This is a genomic window from Clostridium sp. Cult2, from assembly GCF_021655075.1.
Taxonomy (GTDB): Bacteria; Bacillota; Clostridia; order Tissierellales; family Tepidimicrobiaceae; genus Schnuerera.
Genome location: NZ_PPXX01000049.1, coordinates 21,121 through 38,285, shown reverse-complemented (window position 1 = coordinate 38,285; position 17,165 = coordinate 21,121). Strand labels below are relative to the sequence as shown.

Sequence of the window (17,165 nt, the reverse complement as noted above, 5' to 3'; positions counted from 1 at the left end):
GATTATAATAACAAATTCATTACAATTTAAAGAAAATTTCATAGAATATGAGCCACGACCTGTGACTATTTTAAATTAATTTTAATAAGAATATCTATGTTTAAATAGCCATAGGCGTGTTTGCCTATGGTTTTTTGTTATATAGTCATATCTATCACTAAATATGTTACTCTGTTATATTATTTTTTGTGTTTTAAACCATAGGATCATAGACTTTTTGTCTAAAACTATGGTTTTTTTATTTCAAAATGAGGAGGGATGGATGTGAAAGAATTAAAAAAGTTATGGAAATTCATGGAAGGCTATAAGGAAATCTATCTATTAGGGATGATATGTATTATCCTTTCTCAGATGGTTACTGTAGTATCTCCTCTTGTCATAAGGACTACTATAGATTCCATTATTGGTAATGAAACTATTAACTCTAATATTGTGATTAAAGTTGTAAACTACTTAGGAGGTAGAGAGTATTTAAGAGACAACATTTGGATAGCTGGTGGAATATTAATCTTGATTGCAATTTTGAGAGGATTCTTCCTTTACTTTAAAAATACTTTAGCAGGTAAAACTGCTGAAAATACTGCAAAAAAGATTAGAGACTCTTTATATGACCATATACAAAGGCTACCTTATGAATATCATGTTAAGTCTGAAACAGGAGACCTAATTCAAAGATGTACTTCAGATGTAGAAACCATTAAAAGATTTTTATCTATTCAATTGGTTGAAGTAGCAGGTTCCTTATTTATGCTTATATTAATTTCTAATGTTATGATAAATCTTAATATAAAGATGACTTTTATTTCCATAGCTACTATGCCTATAATATTTATTTTCGCTTTCATTTTTTTTACTAAAATAAAAATAGCCTTTAAAGATTCTGATGAAGCAGAAGCTAGACTTTCAACGATTCTTCAAGAAAACTTGACAGGCATTAGAGTTGTAAAAGCTTTTGCTAGGCAAAGATATGAAGTTGAAAAATTCGATAGTATAAACAAAGAATATAGGGATAAAACATATAGGCTTATACGTCTCCTTGCTATATATTGGGGTTCTTCTGATTTCATTTGTTTTATTCAAATAGGCCTTGTGTTAGTAGTTGGAAGTATGTGGGCTGTTAAAGGAGAGGTTTCCTTAGGTACTCTTGTGGCTTTTACTACCTATGTAAATATGCTTCTTTGGCCTATAAGACAATTGGGAAGAACCTTAACTGATATGGGTAAGACAGTTGTTTCCATAAGACGTATTGAGGAGATATTAAAGGAACCTATAGAAATATTGGTAGAGAATAACAAAGAACCAAAAATTAATGGAAATATAGTATTTAAAAATGTTTATTTCCAATATGAAGATAATAAACCCGTATTAAAAGATATATCTTTTTCAATTAAAGCTGGTAGTACCTTAGCTATAATAGGTCCTACTGGCTCAGGAAAAAGTTCTCTAACTTATCTATTAGCTAGATTATACGATTACAATAATGGTTCTATAAGGATTGATGGAATAGAATTAAAGGATATAGACAAATTCTGGGTTAGAAAGAATATTGGTATTGTTCTACAAGAGCCTTTCTTGTATGCTAAAACCATTAAAGATAATATTAAGCTTAAAGACCCTACTGTCGATGACACACAAATGTATGAATCAGCAAAAATCGCAAGTATTCATCAGGATATTACTTCCTTTGAAAAAGGCTATAATACCTACGTTGGGGAAAGAGGGGTTTCATTATCAGGGGGGCAAAAACAGAGAATTGCTATAGCAAGAACTATTATAAATCAATGTCCTATAGTAATCTTTGATGATTCCTTATCTGCTGTAGATACGGAAACGGATATAGCTATTAGGGAGGCTCTAAATAAAAGGAAAAATAAATCTACTACCATTATCATCTCCCATAGAATATCAACAGTATGTGAAGCAGATAAAATACTAGTATTGGATAAAGGCAAAATTGTTCAAATAGGTAACCATAATACTTTGATTAAAGATGAAGGGCTATATAAAAGAATATTTGAAATTCAAAATTCTATTGATGATTTAGATGAATTTAAGTTAAATGCATAATTGGGGTGATAGACTTGGATAATGATAAATTAAACTTTAATGTTTGGAAAAATTTTTTTATTCTTATAAAATCCTATAGAAGACAATTTTCTATTCTATTCATAGTTATGGTTGGAGTGGGAACCTTAGATTCCATTTTCCCACTTTTTACCAGACATGTTATTGATAATTTTGTGGTGAAAAACACTTTAGAAGGGTTGGATAAATTTATATTTATATTTTTTATTCTCATTCTCCTTCAAGGTATAAATGTATTTATATTTCTAGCTTTAGCTGGAAAAATTGAAACCAGCATGTCCTATGATATAAGAAAAAATGGATTTAATAAACTTCAAATACTCTCTTTATCTTATTATGATGAAAAAGCTGTGGGATGGTTAATGGCTAGAATGACTTCAGATATAAATAGATTAAGTGAAACCATATCTTGGGGATTGGTAGATCTTTCTTGGGGTCTTACTATGATGACTGCTATTATAATTGCCATGTTTAAACTAGATGCTAGATTGGCTTTTATTACTTTAACAGTAGTCCCTCCTTTAGCTGTAGCAAGTGTTTATTTTCAGAAGAAAATACTTAAATCTCAACGGAGAGTAAGAAAGATTAACTCAAGAATTACAGCAGCCTATAATGAAGATATCTCTGGAGCAAAAACCACTAAAACTTTAGTAAGAGAGGATATTAATATAAAAGAATTTGGTATGATAACTGAAGAGATGAAAATAGCCTCTATAAAAGCCACTATTATATCCTCTTTATATATTCCAATAGTGTTAGTACTAGGTAGTATAGGCACAACCATGGCCTTAAATTTTGGAGGTAAGAATGTTCTTCTTGGAACTATTTCCTATGGCACTATGGTGGCTTTTATCTCCTATACTATGCAATTTTTTGAGCCCGTTAGACAATTAGCAGTTATTTTTGCAGAAATACAATCAGCTCAAGCTTCAGCAGAAAGAGTGTTTTCACTTGTAGATGAAATACCTGATATTATAGATGATGAAAAAACCATTGAAAAATATGGTGACTTTTTCAATCCTAAAAAAGAAAACTGGTCTGAAGTTAAAGGAAAAATAGAATTTAGAAATGTATCCTTTGCTTATAAAAATGGAGAAAAGGTATTGGAAAATTTCAACCTAATAGTAAATCCTGGAGAAACAATAGCTTTAGTTGGAGAAACAGGTTCTGGTAAAAGTACTATTGTAAACCTTCTTTGTAGATTTTATGAACCTACTTCTGGAGAAATATTAATAGATGGGATAAACTATAAAGATATGCCTCAAGCTTGGATTCATGAAAATCTTGGTTATGTATTACAAACGCCTCATCTTTTTAGTGGTACCATAATGGATAATATTAAATATGGTAATTTAGAAGCCACGGAGGTGGATATAATAAAGGCAAGCAAATTGGTAAATAGCCATGAGTTTATTATGGAAATTGAAAAAGGATATAATACCGATGTTGGAGAAGGAGGAAATCTATTATCTACTGGCCAAAAACAACTTCTATCCTTTGCTCGTGCTATAGTAAGAAAACCTAAACTTTTTGTATTAGATGAAGCTACTTCATCCATTGATACGGAAACAGAAAAGAAAATACAATATGCTATAGAAAAAGTTTTAGAGGGAAGGACTAGTTTTGTAATAGCCCATAGATTATCTACTATAAAAAATGCTGATAGAATTATTGTGATTAGAAATGGAAAAATTGTAGAAGATGGTACTCACGAAAGCTTAATTTATAGAAAAGGATATTATTACAATCTTTATACTAATCAATTTATAGAGGAAAGAAGTAAAGAAATATTAGGATAAATCCCATTAGTAAAAGACAGGTGAGTTAAAAAATTACCTGTCCTTTTTCTATGAAATCTTTGTCATATTGTTAGTTCCATTTCTATAAAATCCTTTATTAATATTCTATCCTTTTCACTTTGGCTAATGGCAAAAGTATTTTTAATAATCTTTTTCACTTTAGTAGGTTTATCCGTAAGTATAACAATATTATCTCCTAAACATAAAGCTTCTTCTATATCATGAGTAACAAAAATACATGTCCTTTCCTCTACTATTCTTAACCTTTTTAAGAAATCCGTAACAATCTGCTTGCTATTAATATCTAAAGATTTAAAAGGTTCGTCCATTACTAGAAGTTTAGAAGGATAAGCAAAGGCTCTTAAAATACTAATTCTTTGCCTCATGCCTCCACTAAGACTATTTGGATAAAAATATTTATATTCTTCTAGATTTACCAATTTTAAATATTTATCTATAGTGGATTCAATCTGTTTTCTATCCATCTTTTTTTTTAATACAAAGCTTATATTTTCTTTTACATTTTTCCATTCAATAAGTCTATCTTCCTGAAAAACAAAAGACATATCTTCGTCTTGAAAGCCTATTATCTTTCCAGAATCTTTTTCAGTAATTCCCCCTATTATGTTTAAAAGTGTAGTCTTACCGCATCCAGAAGGCCCTAAAATACATGTAGTCTTGTTTTGCTCAAAATCAATGGTGATATCTTCTAACACTTTTAAATCATCATAACATTTGGTTATATTTTTTACTTGATATTTCAATATATCACTTCCATCTATCCATATCTATTAAATGCTTCATTCCATTCATTAAATATTCAAATGTTCTAGAAATCAAGAGGATAATAATAATCCAAGCAAAAACTCCTGAAGTATTTAAATAGGTTTTCTGTAATTGAAGATTACTGCCTATACCGTACTTAGGTTGTGCCAAAGCCTCTCCTGCAATTACCATCTTTAGATTAATTCCTATAGTAGATGTAAAAACAAGACTTAAGTTTAAAAAAATACTTGGTAAATAGATATCTTTAATGATAGTAATTTTATCAACCTTATATAATTGAGCCATATCAATAATATTTCTGTTTACATTTAATATACCATTTAAAACCGTTTCGTACAATATGGGAAATACCATAATAAACCCTACAAACATAGGTGCAAATTCATTATTCAACCATATAAGGGCTAATATAATTATTGCCATTGTAGGCACTGAACTTAAAAATTTTATTACAGGAATCATTGAATTATATATAACCTTAGAAATGCTGGACAATATTCCTATAAGTATTGCTAAAAATAAAGAAATTAAAAAACCAAACAAACTTCTTATTAAAGAATATTTTATTATATTGATAAAATTTGGTCCCTTAATAATATCCATTAAGCTTATTAAGGTACTCTTAATTGTAGGAAATATTATTTCGTTATCTATAAGTTTGGATAATAGTATCCAGAACCCTATTATTATAATCTTTGAAATAATAGATAATTTTCTATCTTTCAAAATAAATTTCCTCATCGGGAAGTTTTCCTCCTATAAAATCTGGGGCAAAATCCATAATAGCCTCAAAATAGGTCTCATATTCCTTCTTACTATCTTCAATTGGGAAAGAACCTATATTGATTCTATCAATTCCTTTCACTATTACTGGCTTCATTACTCCTAGTTCTAGTTCCTCAGCATAAGTTCCAGCAATATTTGGGTTTTCTTTTGCCCATTTAATACTTTCTTCATATACTTGGATAAATTTCTCAACAAATTCTTTATTATTCTCTATTAGGTCTGATTTAATTATTAGACTAGCTTGAGGATAGCCTTTATCCGTACCAGTAATATTACTCCATTCTTTATTTAAATTAAATATAATCTTAGTATCTTCTTTTTTCATCATTATACTTGTTGCTAAAGGTTCTGCCACAAGGGCTATATTAGTTTTCCCACTAATAAATGCAGGACCTACTTCCCCAGCAGAATTTAAGTAGGTTATTTCTACATCTTTATCTGGATTAATACCATTTTCAGAAAGAACATACCTAAGCACTAAATCTGGAGTAAGCCCTTTTCCAAAGGCATATATTTCTTTACCCTTCAATTCTTCAAAACTATTAATGTCCTCTGTACTTACTAGATATATAGTTCCCCAGGTGGAAGTTCCTACTATTTTGTAAGGTAAATCTTTATTAAAAGCTTGAGCAGCTAAATTCGAAGGAACTATTGCAATATCTGCTTCTTCTTTCAATATCTTAGTCACTAGCAAGTCGGGAGATTTTTGTATTTCATAATTTATAGTAATGTTTTCAGCCATAGTGGGATTATCCTTCATAAGTTTAGCAACAGTTAATGCTGGAATTCCATCTCTAAAACAGAATTCAATGGTTTCAGGTTCCTTAACTTCTTTAGTCCCACAACTAGTAGTTAGTGAAAGTATTATTATTAAATATAATAAGCATAATAATTTTTTTCTCATTTTTATACACCTCTTATAAATTTGTCAGCTTCAATATCAGTCTCATTATATTTTATAAAACCTCTAAGTATAAAAAATATACTTAGAGGTTTATTATTATTATTTTTTAGAAATTACATTCATTTCCCAAGTCTTTTGGTCTGTATGAAGTAATTCATGAGATTTATGAGATAAAGGTTTTCCCAAATAATCCTCGTAGCATTTGATTACAGATGGATTTTCATGAGAAAAACGAATATCGCTTATTTTATCTAAACCATATAGTACGTCAGCTCGTTCTCCAGCTAATTCTGATCCATCTTCAATAGGCTGTCCTCCACCACCAGCACAACCTCCAGGACAAGCCATTATTTCAACGAAATCATACTCCACTCTTCCTGCTCTAATGGCTTCAATTAATCTTCTCGTATTGCCTAATCCACTGGCAACAGCAACTCGAAGATTTGAACCAGCCAAATCAAAACTTGCTTCCTTCCAACCTTCTCTTCCCCTTACTTCTTTAAATGCATCAGGGTCAGGGTTTTCATTGGTGACTAAATAATAAGCTGAACGAAGGGCTGCTTCCATAACTCCTCCTGTTGCACCAAATATAACAGCAGCTCCAGAGCTAATTCCTAAAGGAGTATCAAATTCTTCTTCCTCAAGAACTTCTGGAATAATATGTTCTGCCTTAATCATACGGGCTACTTCTCTAGTGGTTAGAACAACATCTACATCCTGTCCTGCTCCAGCATCATTCAACACAGGAACATCGCATTCGTATTTTTTAGCTGTACATGGCATAATAGAGATGCAAAATATTCTTGTAGGATCAACACCTAATAACTCTGCATAATAGGATTTAGCAATTGCTCCAAACATTTGTTGAGGAGATTTAGCAGTTGATAATTGTTCTACCATATCAGGATATTGGGATTTCATAAAACGTATCCATCCTGGGCAACAAGAAGTGAACATTGGGAATTTTTCATTCTCTTTGTTCTTTAACTTTTCTAGAAATTCGCTTCCTTCTTCCATAATTGTAAGGTCAGCTGTAAAATTAGTATCAAATATATAATCAAATCCCATCTTCCTTAAAGCTGCTACTAATCTTTTAACAGTTGCAAATTCCCTGCTAATACCTAAATCTTCTCCCCAAGCTGCTCTTACTGCTGGTGCAATCTGAACTACAGTAATTTTCTCTTCATCTGCTAATGCATCAAACACTCTTTGTGTATCATCTCTTTCTCGTAGTGCTCCCACTGGACAATGGGTAATACATTGACCACAAAGAGCACAATCCGACTCTTCAATCCTCCTATTAAAAGAAACATCCACATTTGTTCTAGAACCTGTATTAGATACATCCCATATATGCAAATCTTGTATTTTATCACAAACCTGTACACATCTCATACATTTAATACACTTTTCATAATTCCGAACTAATGGAAAACCTTCTGTCCATTTAGCATGAGGTAAATCCTCTTTAAACGGAATGTCTATAATTCCTAAATCATTGGCTATTGTTTGCAAACTACAATTCCCACTTCTAACACAAACAGCACATCTTGCATCATGTTGAGAAAGAATTAATTCTACATTTATTCGCCTTGTTTCACGTACTTTAGGACTATTTGTATAAATTACCATCCCTTCTTCAACTACATTATTACAAGCTGTAACCAACCTATTGATTCCTTTTATTTCAACTACACATATTCTACAGGCACCAATTTCGTTTAGTTCCTTCAAGTAACAGAGGTGTGGAATCGGTATATGATTCATTTTGGCTGCGTCTAGGATTGTAGTCCCTTCAGGGACTGTGATTTTTTTATTGTCAATGATTAAATTTACCATTTCTCAATCCTACCTCCTTTAAATACTCCAAAACCGAAGTGATCACATCTCAAACATCTTTTGGATTCTTGATTAGCTTCTTCACATGTCATACCATATTCTACTAAGTCAAAATCCTTAATCCTGTCTGAAACGTCCCTTTCTCTCATATTTACACGGCCACAAGGTATTCTATCTGCTAATCTGGCCTCTGGTATATTTACATCTGATTCAATAACATGATAATAACCCAAATAGTTGTCTATATTTGCAGCTGCTACTTTACCAGCAGCTATTGCACGTATTACTGTTGCAGGACCTGATACACAATCCCCTCCAGCATAAACTCCTGGAATATCTTTAATGCCACCCCAATTAAGAGCATCTATTACTCCTTTAGTCACTGGAATTCCATCTTTCTCAAAGGACTTTGATTCAATTCCTTGACCTATAGCAACTATCAATGTATCGCAATCAATTCTTTGAGTATCCTTTTTTGCCTCTACTGGTATTGGTCTACCACCTACAATAGTCCCAACCATTTGTGGTTGTACCCATAAGGCTTTAATATGACCATTATCATCCATTTCAATTTTTCCTGGAGTGTATAAATCGTATATCTCACAACCTTCAGCAATAGCACCTTCAACTTCTTCGTCCATAGCTGGCATATCTACTTTACGCCTACGATAAACAATGCTTACCTTTTTAGCTCCCAAACGAACAGCAGAACGTGCCACATCTATGGCCACATTTCCTCCACCAATAACTACAATAGATTTATCAGTAAAGTCAGGATATTCATCGTCTCCTATTTGTCGCAATACTTCTACCGCAGAAATAACTCCTTCTGCTTCCTGACCTTCAAGACCAATCTTTTTATCTATATGAGCGCCAATTGCTATATAAATAGCATCAAATCTTTCTTTTAAATCTTTGGTTGATAAGTCCTTACCAATTATAACACCAGTATGAGCTTTGATTCCAGTAGAAAGAATTGTTTCAATTTCTTTATCTAAAATATCTCTCGGAAGTCTATAGCTTGGTATCCCATATCTTAACATACCACCCAGCTTCTGTCTTTGTTCGAATATTTCAACATCATGTCCCATAATGGATAGATAATAAGCTGCACTTAATCCACTAGGTCCTCCGCCAACAATAGCTACCTTCTTTCCAGTAGAAGGAGCTTTCTCTTTTGCTGGAATTACTCCAGCATGTTCTACTGCAAACCTTTTCAACCCTCTAATATTAATAGATTTATCAATCATATTTCTTCTACATCTGGTTTCACATGGATGTTCACAAACCAAAGCGCAAGTTGCTGGCATTGGATTGTCTTTCATAATCAATTTAACTGCATCCTCATATCTACCTTCAGATATTAAAGCAATATAACCAGGAACATCTACCCCAGCAGGACAAAGTGAAACACATGGAACAGGTTGATATAGTCCAAAATTACATCTACCACGTAATATGTGTTCTTCAAAATCATCCCTAAAGCCTTTAATACCCTGTAAAACCATATTTGCTGCTTCATAACCTATGGCACAATCAGCTGAATAATATATGGTTCTTGCAGTCTTTTCGATAAGATCAATAGTTTCTAATTCTGCCTCCCCATTTAATACATCTTCTAACAACTTTTCCAATTGGCCTAACCCTATTCTACATGGAACACATTTTCCACAAGTCTGAGCATGACACATCTTTAAAAAAGATGATGCCAAATCTATAGGACATAATCCTGGTGGGCTTGCGATAATCCGTCTTTCCAAATCTTTATATAGGGTTTCAACGGTTGCTTGTGCTTTGTCTCTAGTAATAATACTAAGCCTACTCATCTTTTCTCTTCTCCTTTCTTTGTAAACATTTATTATGCATATTTTAGACAGCTAAGGTTTCAGCTTGTCTAAAGTTTATAGTTTAAGTAGCCAATAAATCAATTTATGCCCTAAATTAAAAGTTTGTCTCAATCTTAACATATAAGCTTAAGGTTTGAGACATAAAATAATGTGCAAAGGTTTCACCAAATCCTTTATTGTGTTATTTATTTCACTTTTAATTATAAAAATATGTTTTCTGGAGCAATAATCATTGACTATCTTAAAAGCATTTTAAATATTCCTCAATCCAAATAAATAATAGATGTAAGAATTTTCGTCCCTATATTCATTTTATTATAGTAGATGGTAATAAAGAACAAGCTACTAACATAACCCTTTAAAAAGATGTATATTTATAAACCATATTAGTTATTATTATATCATAAGTATAATTTTTATCAAAGATATAATGTACTATTTCTATAATTATTAACGACTTCACCTTCTAAAGTTACCTTAAAAGATGAAGTCGTTAGTATTTTATATTATATTAAAAAAATTCCTATTATAGTGGTTACTATAAGTCCAATCATTACAGGTTTGAAATTTTTTCTAGTCAGTTCAAAAGGGTCTACATTACATATAGCAGCAGCAGGTATCACAGCCCAAGGAATTAAGGTCCCACCTCCAACCCATATTGCAGCAATTTGCCCTAGAGCTGCTAAAGTTTCTATTCCTTTACCTATGGCAGTAGCAAATAGTTTAGCAACAGAACCTGTTAAAGCTAACCCTGAAAACCCAGATCCATCCAATCCAGTAATAGCTCCTACAGATGTTAATGTAACTGCACCAACTCCTGCATTTAATGGTACTACACTAGCTAAAGCCAATCCTAAATCATTAACAATACTTTGGGAACCTGTAGGTAAGAAATCTCCTATTACTTTTTCAAATCCTTCCCCTCCAAGATAAAAGAAAGCTGCTATAGGAATAATTGGTCCAAATATTTGAAATCCAAATTTTAGCCCTTCTACTAAATATGTTGTAATCTTCTCTAAAACTTTGCTTTTGTAAGTTACTGCTGATACTATTATGAGAATAAATACTGCTGTCCCACCAATTAATGCAGTAGCGTCTCCTCCTTGAAGTTTAGCCACTAACATTAGTACAACATCTATAAAAAAGAGTGTGAAAACTAATATAGAAAAAAATCTTTTTGTCTTATTAGACAGTATATTGTCTGACTCATCAGTGTTGTTTTCCTTATCTTCCGTATTATTATATCTTTTTACAACATTTAAGTTCCCTTCTTTTAAGTCTTTCTTTAAAAATATATATGCTGCTATAGTGGTCACTAGACCCATTATAAATACTAAAGGGATACTTGCAGACATAAGTTCCCCAACAGGAATTCCCGCTGCATCTGCAGTTAATTTAGGCGCCCCCTGAATTATGAAATCCCCAGATAAAGCTATCCCATGCCCAAATATATTCATAGCTATAGCTACCCCAAGGGCAGGTAATCCAACTTCCACTGCTACCGGCAATAATACTGCTCCTACTAATGCTACTGCAGGAGAAGGCCAAAAAAACCAAGAGATAACCATCATTAAAATACCAATAACCCAATAGGCTAAAGTAGGTGTTTTTATAAGCTTTGAAAAAGGCGATACCATAACCTGGCTTATTCCAGTCTTAGTTAGTACAGAACTCATTCCTACAATAATAGAGATTATTAGTATAGTTCCCAATAATTCTACTATAGCAAAAATAAAACTATTAAATATAGCCATTGTCGATTGGGATAAGGATTTGGTAGCAATAATGGACAACAAAAATATCCCAATTATGCATACTAGACTGGTATCCCTTTTGGCAACCATGAAGCCTAGGATTAGAAAGGTAAATATTAGATATACCCAATGTAATAGATTTAATTGTACAGCCACAATACTCCCTCCTTAAAAAATTTTCCTTATACTATCTAGATATGCAAGAAAAGAGTATTGGTTAATGATTATTTATTTACAAATTTTACGGAATTAATAACTCTAGTTATGGAAAATATAAATTCAAATTTCCATCATAGAATAATTAATGTTATGTTGCCCAATAATTCCAATAAAATGTCTCAAGGGATAGCTTCTCCCTTGAGACACAAGAAATTTCAAAATTGTTTTATCATCAAGCTTAACGCCCTTAATGGTAACATTACCAATTAGACTTTTATTCTTGCATAACTAGAGTTAGTATGTTAGTGTCAGGCATAGACATTTGGGTTAGTTTTGCTAATTCTTATTGTTACCTTTCCCCGCCTTTATCTTGTTAATCTTAAATTCTAGCCTTTCAACATTTCCTACATCATCTTCTGCTTCTATTATTATTATGTTTTTCCCATCTTCAAGTTGAATTTCATAATTTAGTTCATATTTAGCTGGTGGCAAGGTGTCAAAGTATGACCAATCAGGAGATATATTCTCTATCATATTTCCGTTTATCATTACCCTCAAACTTGGTAAATTGTCTGTAATAATTCCACTAATCAATAATACGTCGCTCTCAGTAGAAGGTGGTACTTCACTTGTTATATCAATAACCGGCTTTATAGTATCTACAAATATCTTGTGAGCGAAGGCAATATGGTTACCAGCAGAGTCTATAGCTTCCACATTTATAGAGTGGTATCCATCTTCCAATGTTACCTCTGTTTCAAAATCCCAGTTTCCTGTTTGTCCATTCCATGTAATAGGAACATCAACGCCGTTTATTTTGAAGGATTCTATACTGGATTTATCATTGATATAACCTTTAATTACTATATTAGACCTATTATATATGCCAAAGAATTCTGGTTCTGTAACCATAACTGTTGGAATAGTTTCATCTCCCTCAGCTGGATCTACAGGTTCTTCAAATTGGTTTGGCTCTTCTGGATTTTGTGATTCTTCTTTGCCTTTATCCTTCTTATCCTTTTCCCCCTTCTCTCCCTTAAATACAAACTCTAATTTTTCAACTGTCACATTTCCTGCAAAATCTTGAACCAATAAAAGAGATTTATGGCTGTAATCCACTTCAGATAAGTCAAAGATTCCATCTAATGATTCAGCTATAACTTCGCCTTTTTCAACGAGGCGATATAGGTATATAGGATTTTTCCCATCACTTGCTGCCACGATAAATTCTTTTGTCTCTTCATTGTACACAATTTCTTCAACTACTGGAAGAGCTGTGTCTATTTTAACTGGGAAGGTTAATGTTTGCCATTTTGCTCCTGGGTAGTCTACCCTTGCATTAATTTCATAGTAATACTGTCCATCATCTGCAAGCCTGTTATTAATAGTTCCATCCCATGCCCATAAATCATAGCTAGTATATATTGGATATCTAGCATTGTGATAGTTCTTTCTCATAAATTCACCTTTATATAGTTCTCTAACTACACTTCCACTTTCATCTAGTATATTTATATTTAACTCTCTAGCATTTCTTAAAAATGAAAGTACTGGAACTACACTATCAGCAACTCCATCGGCATTTGGTGAAAAGGCTATATTGTTAGCATCTGGATTGCCTTCTGCATCATACCCTAAAAAGTAGTACGTACCTGCTGCCTCATCTAACCAAGTCATTGTGGTTACTCCATAGAAAGGTGTTCCATCTTCATCATAGTTTGTATCATCTATAATTGGCGCCTCATCCCATCTTCCATAGAATCCTATATACGGTATGTTAAGAGTTGGATTAGTGTCATTGACGTCTTCTAGAGTAACAAAACCTTCTATAAAGGTTCCATTTGGGAATATTGCGTTTAATGGTGCATTATAGTACCAGTCTACAGCATTAGATAGATCTATATATACATTAAAATCACCACTTCCACCTGCTGGCACTTCTATTATTTCTTCATCAAATGAAATTGGGAAATCCCCTGAATACAGCCCATTTGGTCCCATTCCATCTTCTATAGTCCCATCAATATAGACACCTTGAGTTTCTAAGAAATTATAATCACCATCAGTCAAATCCGTTTGAACAGTGCCCTTAACTTTGTAGGAAACTGTTTCTTCACTGAAATTCTCAACTGTTACAGTGAAATTAGTATAATCACCTATTTCATCTAAGTTCACTTTACTCAATCCTGTACTACTATCTACAACTATTGAAGGCGTTGTAGCTGCAGCATAAATGTCCATAACCCCAGCACCTTGTCTTCTTGGTGAAGTAAAGTTGTATCCGCTTAGTCCAAAGTAATCGTTATACAATCCTTTGTCTCCTAACGGATGAGCCGTACTCATAATGAGGTTTTTAGCCATTTCTACTCTTTCATTACCTGTCAATCCAAATTCCTCATCTACCCTTTGAAGTACAACTGCTGCTCCACCTGCAACATGAGGTGCAGCCATAGAAGTACCACTCATAAGCTGATATCCGTCCTTTTGTGCTGTAGACCATATATTCCCTCCAGGGGCAGTTATCTCCGGCTTGAAGTCTAGGTTTGGAGTAGTTCCCCAAGAAGTAAATTCAGACATTTTGCCGGTATCGGGGTTTGGAACAACTGTTGTATTACCTCTGAATTCAACAAAGTTTTGTATTGTTTCTATTATTTCCACTAATCTCAAACCATGAGACAACTGAATAAACACTGCTGGTATCCTGCCATCCTCTGGATATTGCATATTTACTAGCCCTTCCCCACCTGATTCATTATTATAAACTATTACCCCTATTGCTCCGTTATCTTGAGCATTTGTAATTTTTTCAACAAATGTAAGTCCACCACGTTGGATTAAAGCTATTTTCCCAGCCACATCTACATCTGTAAAATCCTCTATTGCACCTAGATTACAATTTACATATTCAACAGGACCAGTGAATATTGAAACTGGATTTAGACTACCAGCGCGAGCATAACCTGCCTTTTCTTGGACTCCATTGTACAAATACTCTAACGCCGTAGTTGTCATATGGGTATTTTCTATTGATGCTACCTGTATGGATTCAACAGAAATTCCAGGTGCACCTACAACCCCTATATCTGGGTTTTTAGCATATGGATCATCCCACCCATAACCAAACTGGGCAGAATTTCCTGCAGATATAGCACAGATAACTCCGTTTTCCATTGCCCTTTTTACTGCCAATTGCTCTAAATCATCTTCCATTACAAAGGATGCAGTAGAGCCAAGGCTCATATTTATAACATCTGCTCCTAGAGCAACAGAGTCGTCAATAGCCTTAACTATTACATCACCAAAGGTAGATGGCATAGCTGGATTGTTGCCAAATACCTTCATAGCCAGAAGCTGCGATTCAGGAGCGATACCCTTTATTCCGTCATTTTCCTCATTTCCATTTGCCCCTACTATACCTGCTACGTGCATACCATGTTCAGAAGCATCTGGTCCTAAGTCCAATATCTCCTGATTTTCATCCATATAGTTGTACCCATAAGGAACTTTTATTGTATGCCATTGGCCAGGGTATTCCTCTGAACGAACTAGGTTTTCAATATACCCTTCCTGTAGCTTAGCATTTTCAGAATTGGTTAGTACCATGTCCCTATGAGATGGATCTATCCCTGTATCGATTATTGCCACTACCATTCCTTCACCATCGTAGCCAAGCTTAGTCCAGGTCTCTCTAGCATTTACTATATCTTTACTAGATACCATCTCTGGAACAGGCCTATGGTATTCATTTACCAAGGACACTCTATTAACTCCTGGCATTCGCTCAATAAATTTGGCTTCTCCAAATGTAGTGGTAATACTAAATCCATTTATAACATTAACAAAATTCTTTAATTCCTTCATTTTAATCCCATTGGTTTTAAGGTATTCTTTCATTCTTTTTTGCTCAGCTAGCAGTTCCTTCTTCATCTGTTTCCTTATTTCCTTGTCCAATTCATTTACCTTAACGCCCCTTGCTGTAGCATATTCAATAATAGGATTATCTTCTAATTCCACAAAAACCCTTACTTCATCACTATCAGTTAACCCTTTTGTCTTAGAATCAATGGATATGCTCATCTCTCCAGCTGGTTTTCTTACACTAGACCTTAAGGATTCTAAGACTTCTCTATTAGGCGCTGCTAAAACGGTAGTAAATGTGCTTAGCAAAAGTATTAACACTAAAACAATTGACAATAACTTTTTATTCATCATAAAATTCCCCCTTTAACTTTTTATAGAAACTTATATAGAAAAATAAAATTAAGAAAGCCCACCTCCTCTTCTCTTGTTCTCAATGCTAAGACTATTTGGAATGCTATGAATATTTATATGATAAATATTTAAAGAAATGACAATTAGGTAAAAGTAACTTTAGAATGTGTAATAAAATTTATATATAAAGTATTCTATAATTGCCTTCTAAATCCTTTAGTTAAATTCCATTATTTTCCGTCACCGCATGTCATATTTATACATAATATATTAATAAATACCAATTTCTAAATGAATACAAAAATAGCACCAATCTTAAAAGATTGGGTGCTTTATTTGATTAAATTTATAATTTTGTATGTTAGTGCCAGGTTAAGATATTATTTATTTACAAATTTCACCAAAATATAGGTAAATATTAAACCCATTATAAACCCCATCAACACATCTGTTGGCCAATGGACTCCTAAATAGATTCTACTAAAGCCAATAATTGCAATAATTATAAAATTAATGGTATATAAAACTATCTTCAATTCCCTTTTTTTTATCTTTTCACATATTAAATAGGTCATAGTAGTATAAAAGCTCATGGAAACCATTGCATGACCGCTGGGGAAACTATAACCACTTTGTTCAATTAAGAAGTATTCTAAAGGTCTTACTCTAATAAAGATTTTTTTAAGCATAAAATTTAATCCATAACTTCCTAGAGTAGATGAAATTAATAATATTATACCTTTTAAATTTTTATTCTTTACCATAAATAATAATATAATTATTCCTAAAGGAAGTAAAAAGTGAACAGAACCAAAATAAGTTATCATTTTCATTATTTGGACTCCTTCTGGAGATGTCTTCTCATGGATATAATTTATGACAGCTTCATCAAATAAAACACCTTCTTCTGAGGCTCTAATCCATATACCTGTAATAAAAAATATAATTAATACTATTGTAATTAATGTTATTATTATTTTATTTTTCATATTTC

Annotated in this window: 10 protein-coding genes; 2 read left to right on the top strand and 8 right to left on the bottom strand. The window is 32.7% G+C overall.

All coding sequences use genetic code 11. The annotated features are described in order from the left end of the window. Window positions 1-258 precede the first annotated feature (258 nt). Both C3E90_RS05365 and C3E90_RS05360 read left to right on the top strand, forming a co-directional pair. Window positions 259-2,067, top strand: coding sequence for an ABC transporter ATP-binding protein (locus C3E90_RS05365; RefSeq protein WP_236914637.1), 1,809 nt, complete (start codon window positions 259-261; stop codon window positions 2,065-2,067). A 5-nt stretch (window positions 2,068-2,072) separates the two neighbouring features. Beyond that, window positions 2,073-3,884: an ABC transporter ATP-binding protein gene (locus C3E90_RS05360; protein ID WP_442870563.1), complete on the top strand. Its 1,812-nt coding sequence runs from the start codon at window positions 2,073-2,075 to the stop codon at window positions 3,882-3,884. 62 nt (window positions 3,885-3,946) lie between these two features. Here C3E90_RS05360 and C3E90_RS05355 read toward each other — a convergent pair whose 3' ends face one another. The 8 genes from C3E90_RS05355 to C3E90_RS05320 form a co-directional block, all read right to left on the bottom strand. After that, a complete protein-coding gene (locus C3E90_RS05355; RefSeq protein ID WP_236914635.1) occupies window positions 3,947-4,648 on the bottom strand; it encodes an ABC transporter ATP-binding protein in 702 nt (233 codons plus the stop codon). Window positions 4,649-4,652: 4 nt separating this feature from the next. Continuing rightward, window positions 4,653-5,411 (bottom strand): ABC transporter permease, encoded by a 759-nt coding sequence (locus C3E90_RS05350; protein ID WP_236914634.1) that lies wholly within the window; start codon window positions 5,409-5,411, stop codon window positions 4,653-4,655. After that, a complete protein-coding gene (locus C3E90_RS05345; protein ID WP_236914633.1) occupies window positions 5,386-6,360 on the bottom strand; it encodes an ABC transporter substrate-binding protein in 975 nt (324 codons plus the stop codon). The genes C3E90_RS05350 and C3E90_RS05345 overlap by 26 nt, the downstream gene beginning before the upstream one ends. A 99-nt stretch (window positions 6,361-6,459) precedes the next feature. Beyond that, window positions 6,460-8,199: an NADH-dependent [FeFe] hydrogenase, group A6 gene (locus tag C3E90_RS05340; RefSeq protein ID WP_236914632.1), complete on the bottom strand. Its 1,740-nt coding sequence runs from the start codon at window positions 8,197-8,199 to the stop codon at window positions 6,460-6,462. After that, a complete protein-coding gene (locus C3E90_RS05335; RefSeq protein ID WP_236914631.1) occupies window positions 8,193-10,025 on the bottom strand; it encodes an NAD(P)-binding protein in 1,833 nt (610 codons plus the stop codon). Before C3E90_RS05335 ends, C3E90_RS05340 begins: the two co-directional genes overlap by 7 nt. 527 nt (window positions 10,026-10,552) lie before the next feature. Continuing rightward, window positions 10,553-11,956 (bottom strand): hypothetical protein, encoded by a 1,404-nt coding sequence (locus C3E90_RS05330; RefSeq protein WP_442870562.1) that lies wholly within the window; start codon window positions 11,954-11,956, stop codon window positions 10,553-10,555. A 339-nt stretch (window positions 11,957-12,295) separates the two neighbouring features. Next, window positions 12,296-16,171 (bottom strand): S8 family serine peptidase, encoded by a 3,876-nt coding sequence (locus C3E90_RS05325; protein ID WP_236914630.1) that lies wholly within the window; start codon window positions 16,169-16,171, stop codon window positions 12,296-12,298. 380 nt (window positions 16,172-16,551) lie between these two features. Continuing rightward, a complete protein-coding gene (locus C3E90_RS05320) occupies window positions 16,552-17,160 on the bottom strand; it encodes a phosphatase PAP2 family protein (RefSeq protein ID WP_236914629.1) in 609 nt (202 codons plus the stop codon). Window positions 17,161-17,165 lie beyond the last annotated feature (5 nt).

Coding starts and splice junctions, on each gene's coding strand:
- C3E90_RS05365 (WP_236914637.1), top strand. CDS start 259: ATGGATGTGAAAGAATTAAAAAAGTTATGGAAATTCATGGAAGGCTAT.
- C3E90_RS05350 (WP_236914634.1), bottom strand. CDS start 5,411: ATGAGGAAATTTATTTTGAAAGATAGAAAATTATCTATTATTTCAAAG.
- C3E90_RS05345 (WP_236914633.1), bottom strand. CDS start 6,360: ATGAGAAAAAAATTATTATGCTTATTATATTTAATAATAATACTTTCA.
- C3E90_RS05340 (WP_236914632.1), bottom strand. CDS start 8,199: ATGGTAAATTTAATCATTGACAATAAAAAAATCACAGTCCCTGAAGGG.
- C3E90_RS05335 (WP_236914631.1), bottom strand. CDS start 10,025: ATGAGTAGGCTTAGTATTATTACTAGAGACAAAGCACAAGCAACCGTT.
- C3E90_RS05325 (WP_236914630.1), bottom strand. CDS start 16,171: ATGATGAATAAAAAGTTATTGTCAATTGTTTTAGTGTTAATACTTTTG.
- C3E90_RS05320 (WP_236914629.1), bottom strand. CDS start 17,160: ATGAAAAATAAAATAATAATAACATTAATTACAATAGTATTAATTATA.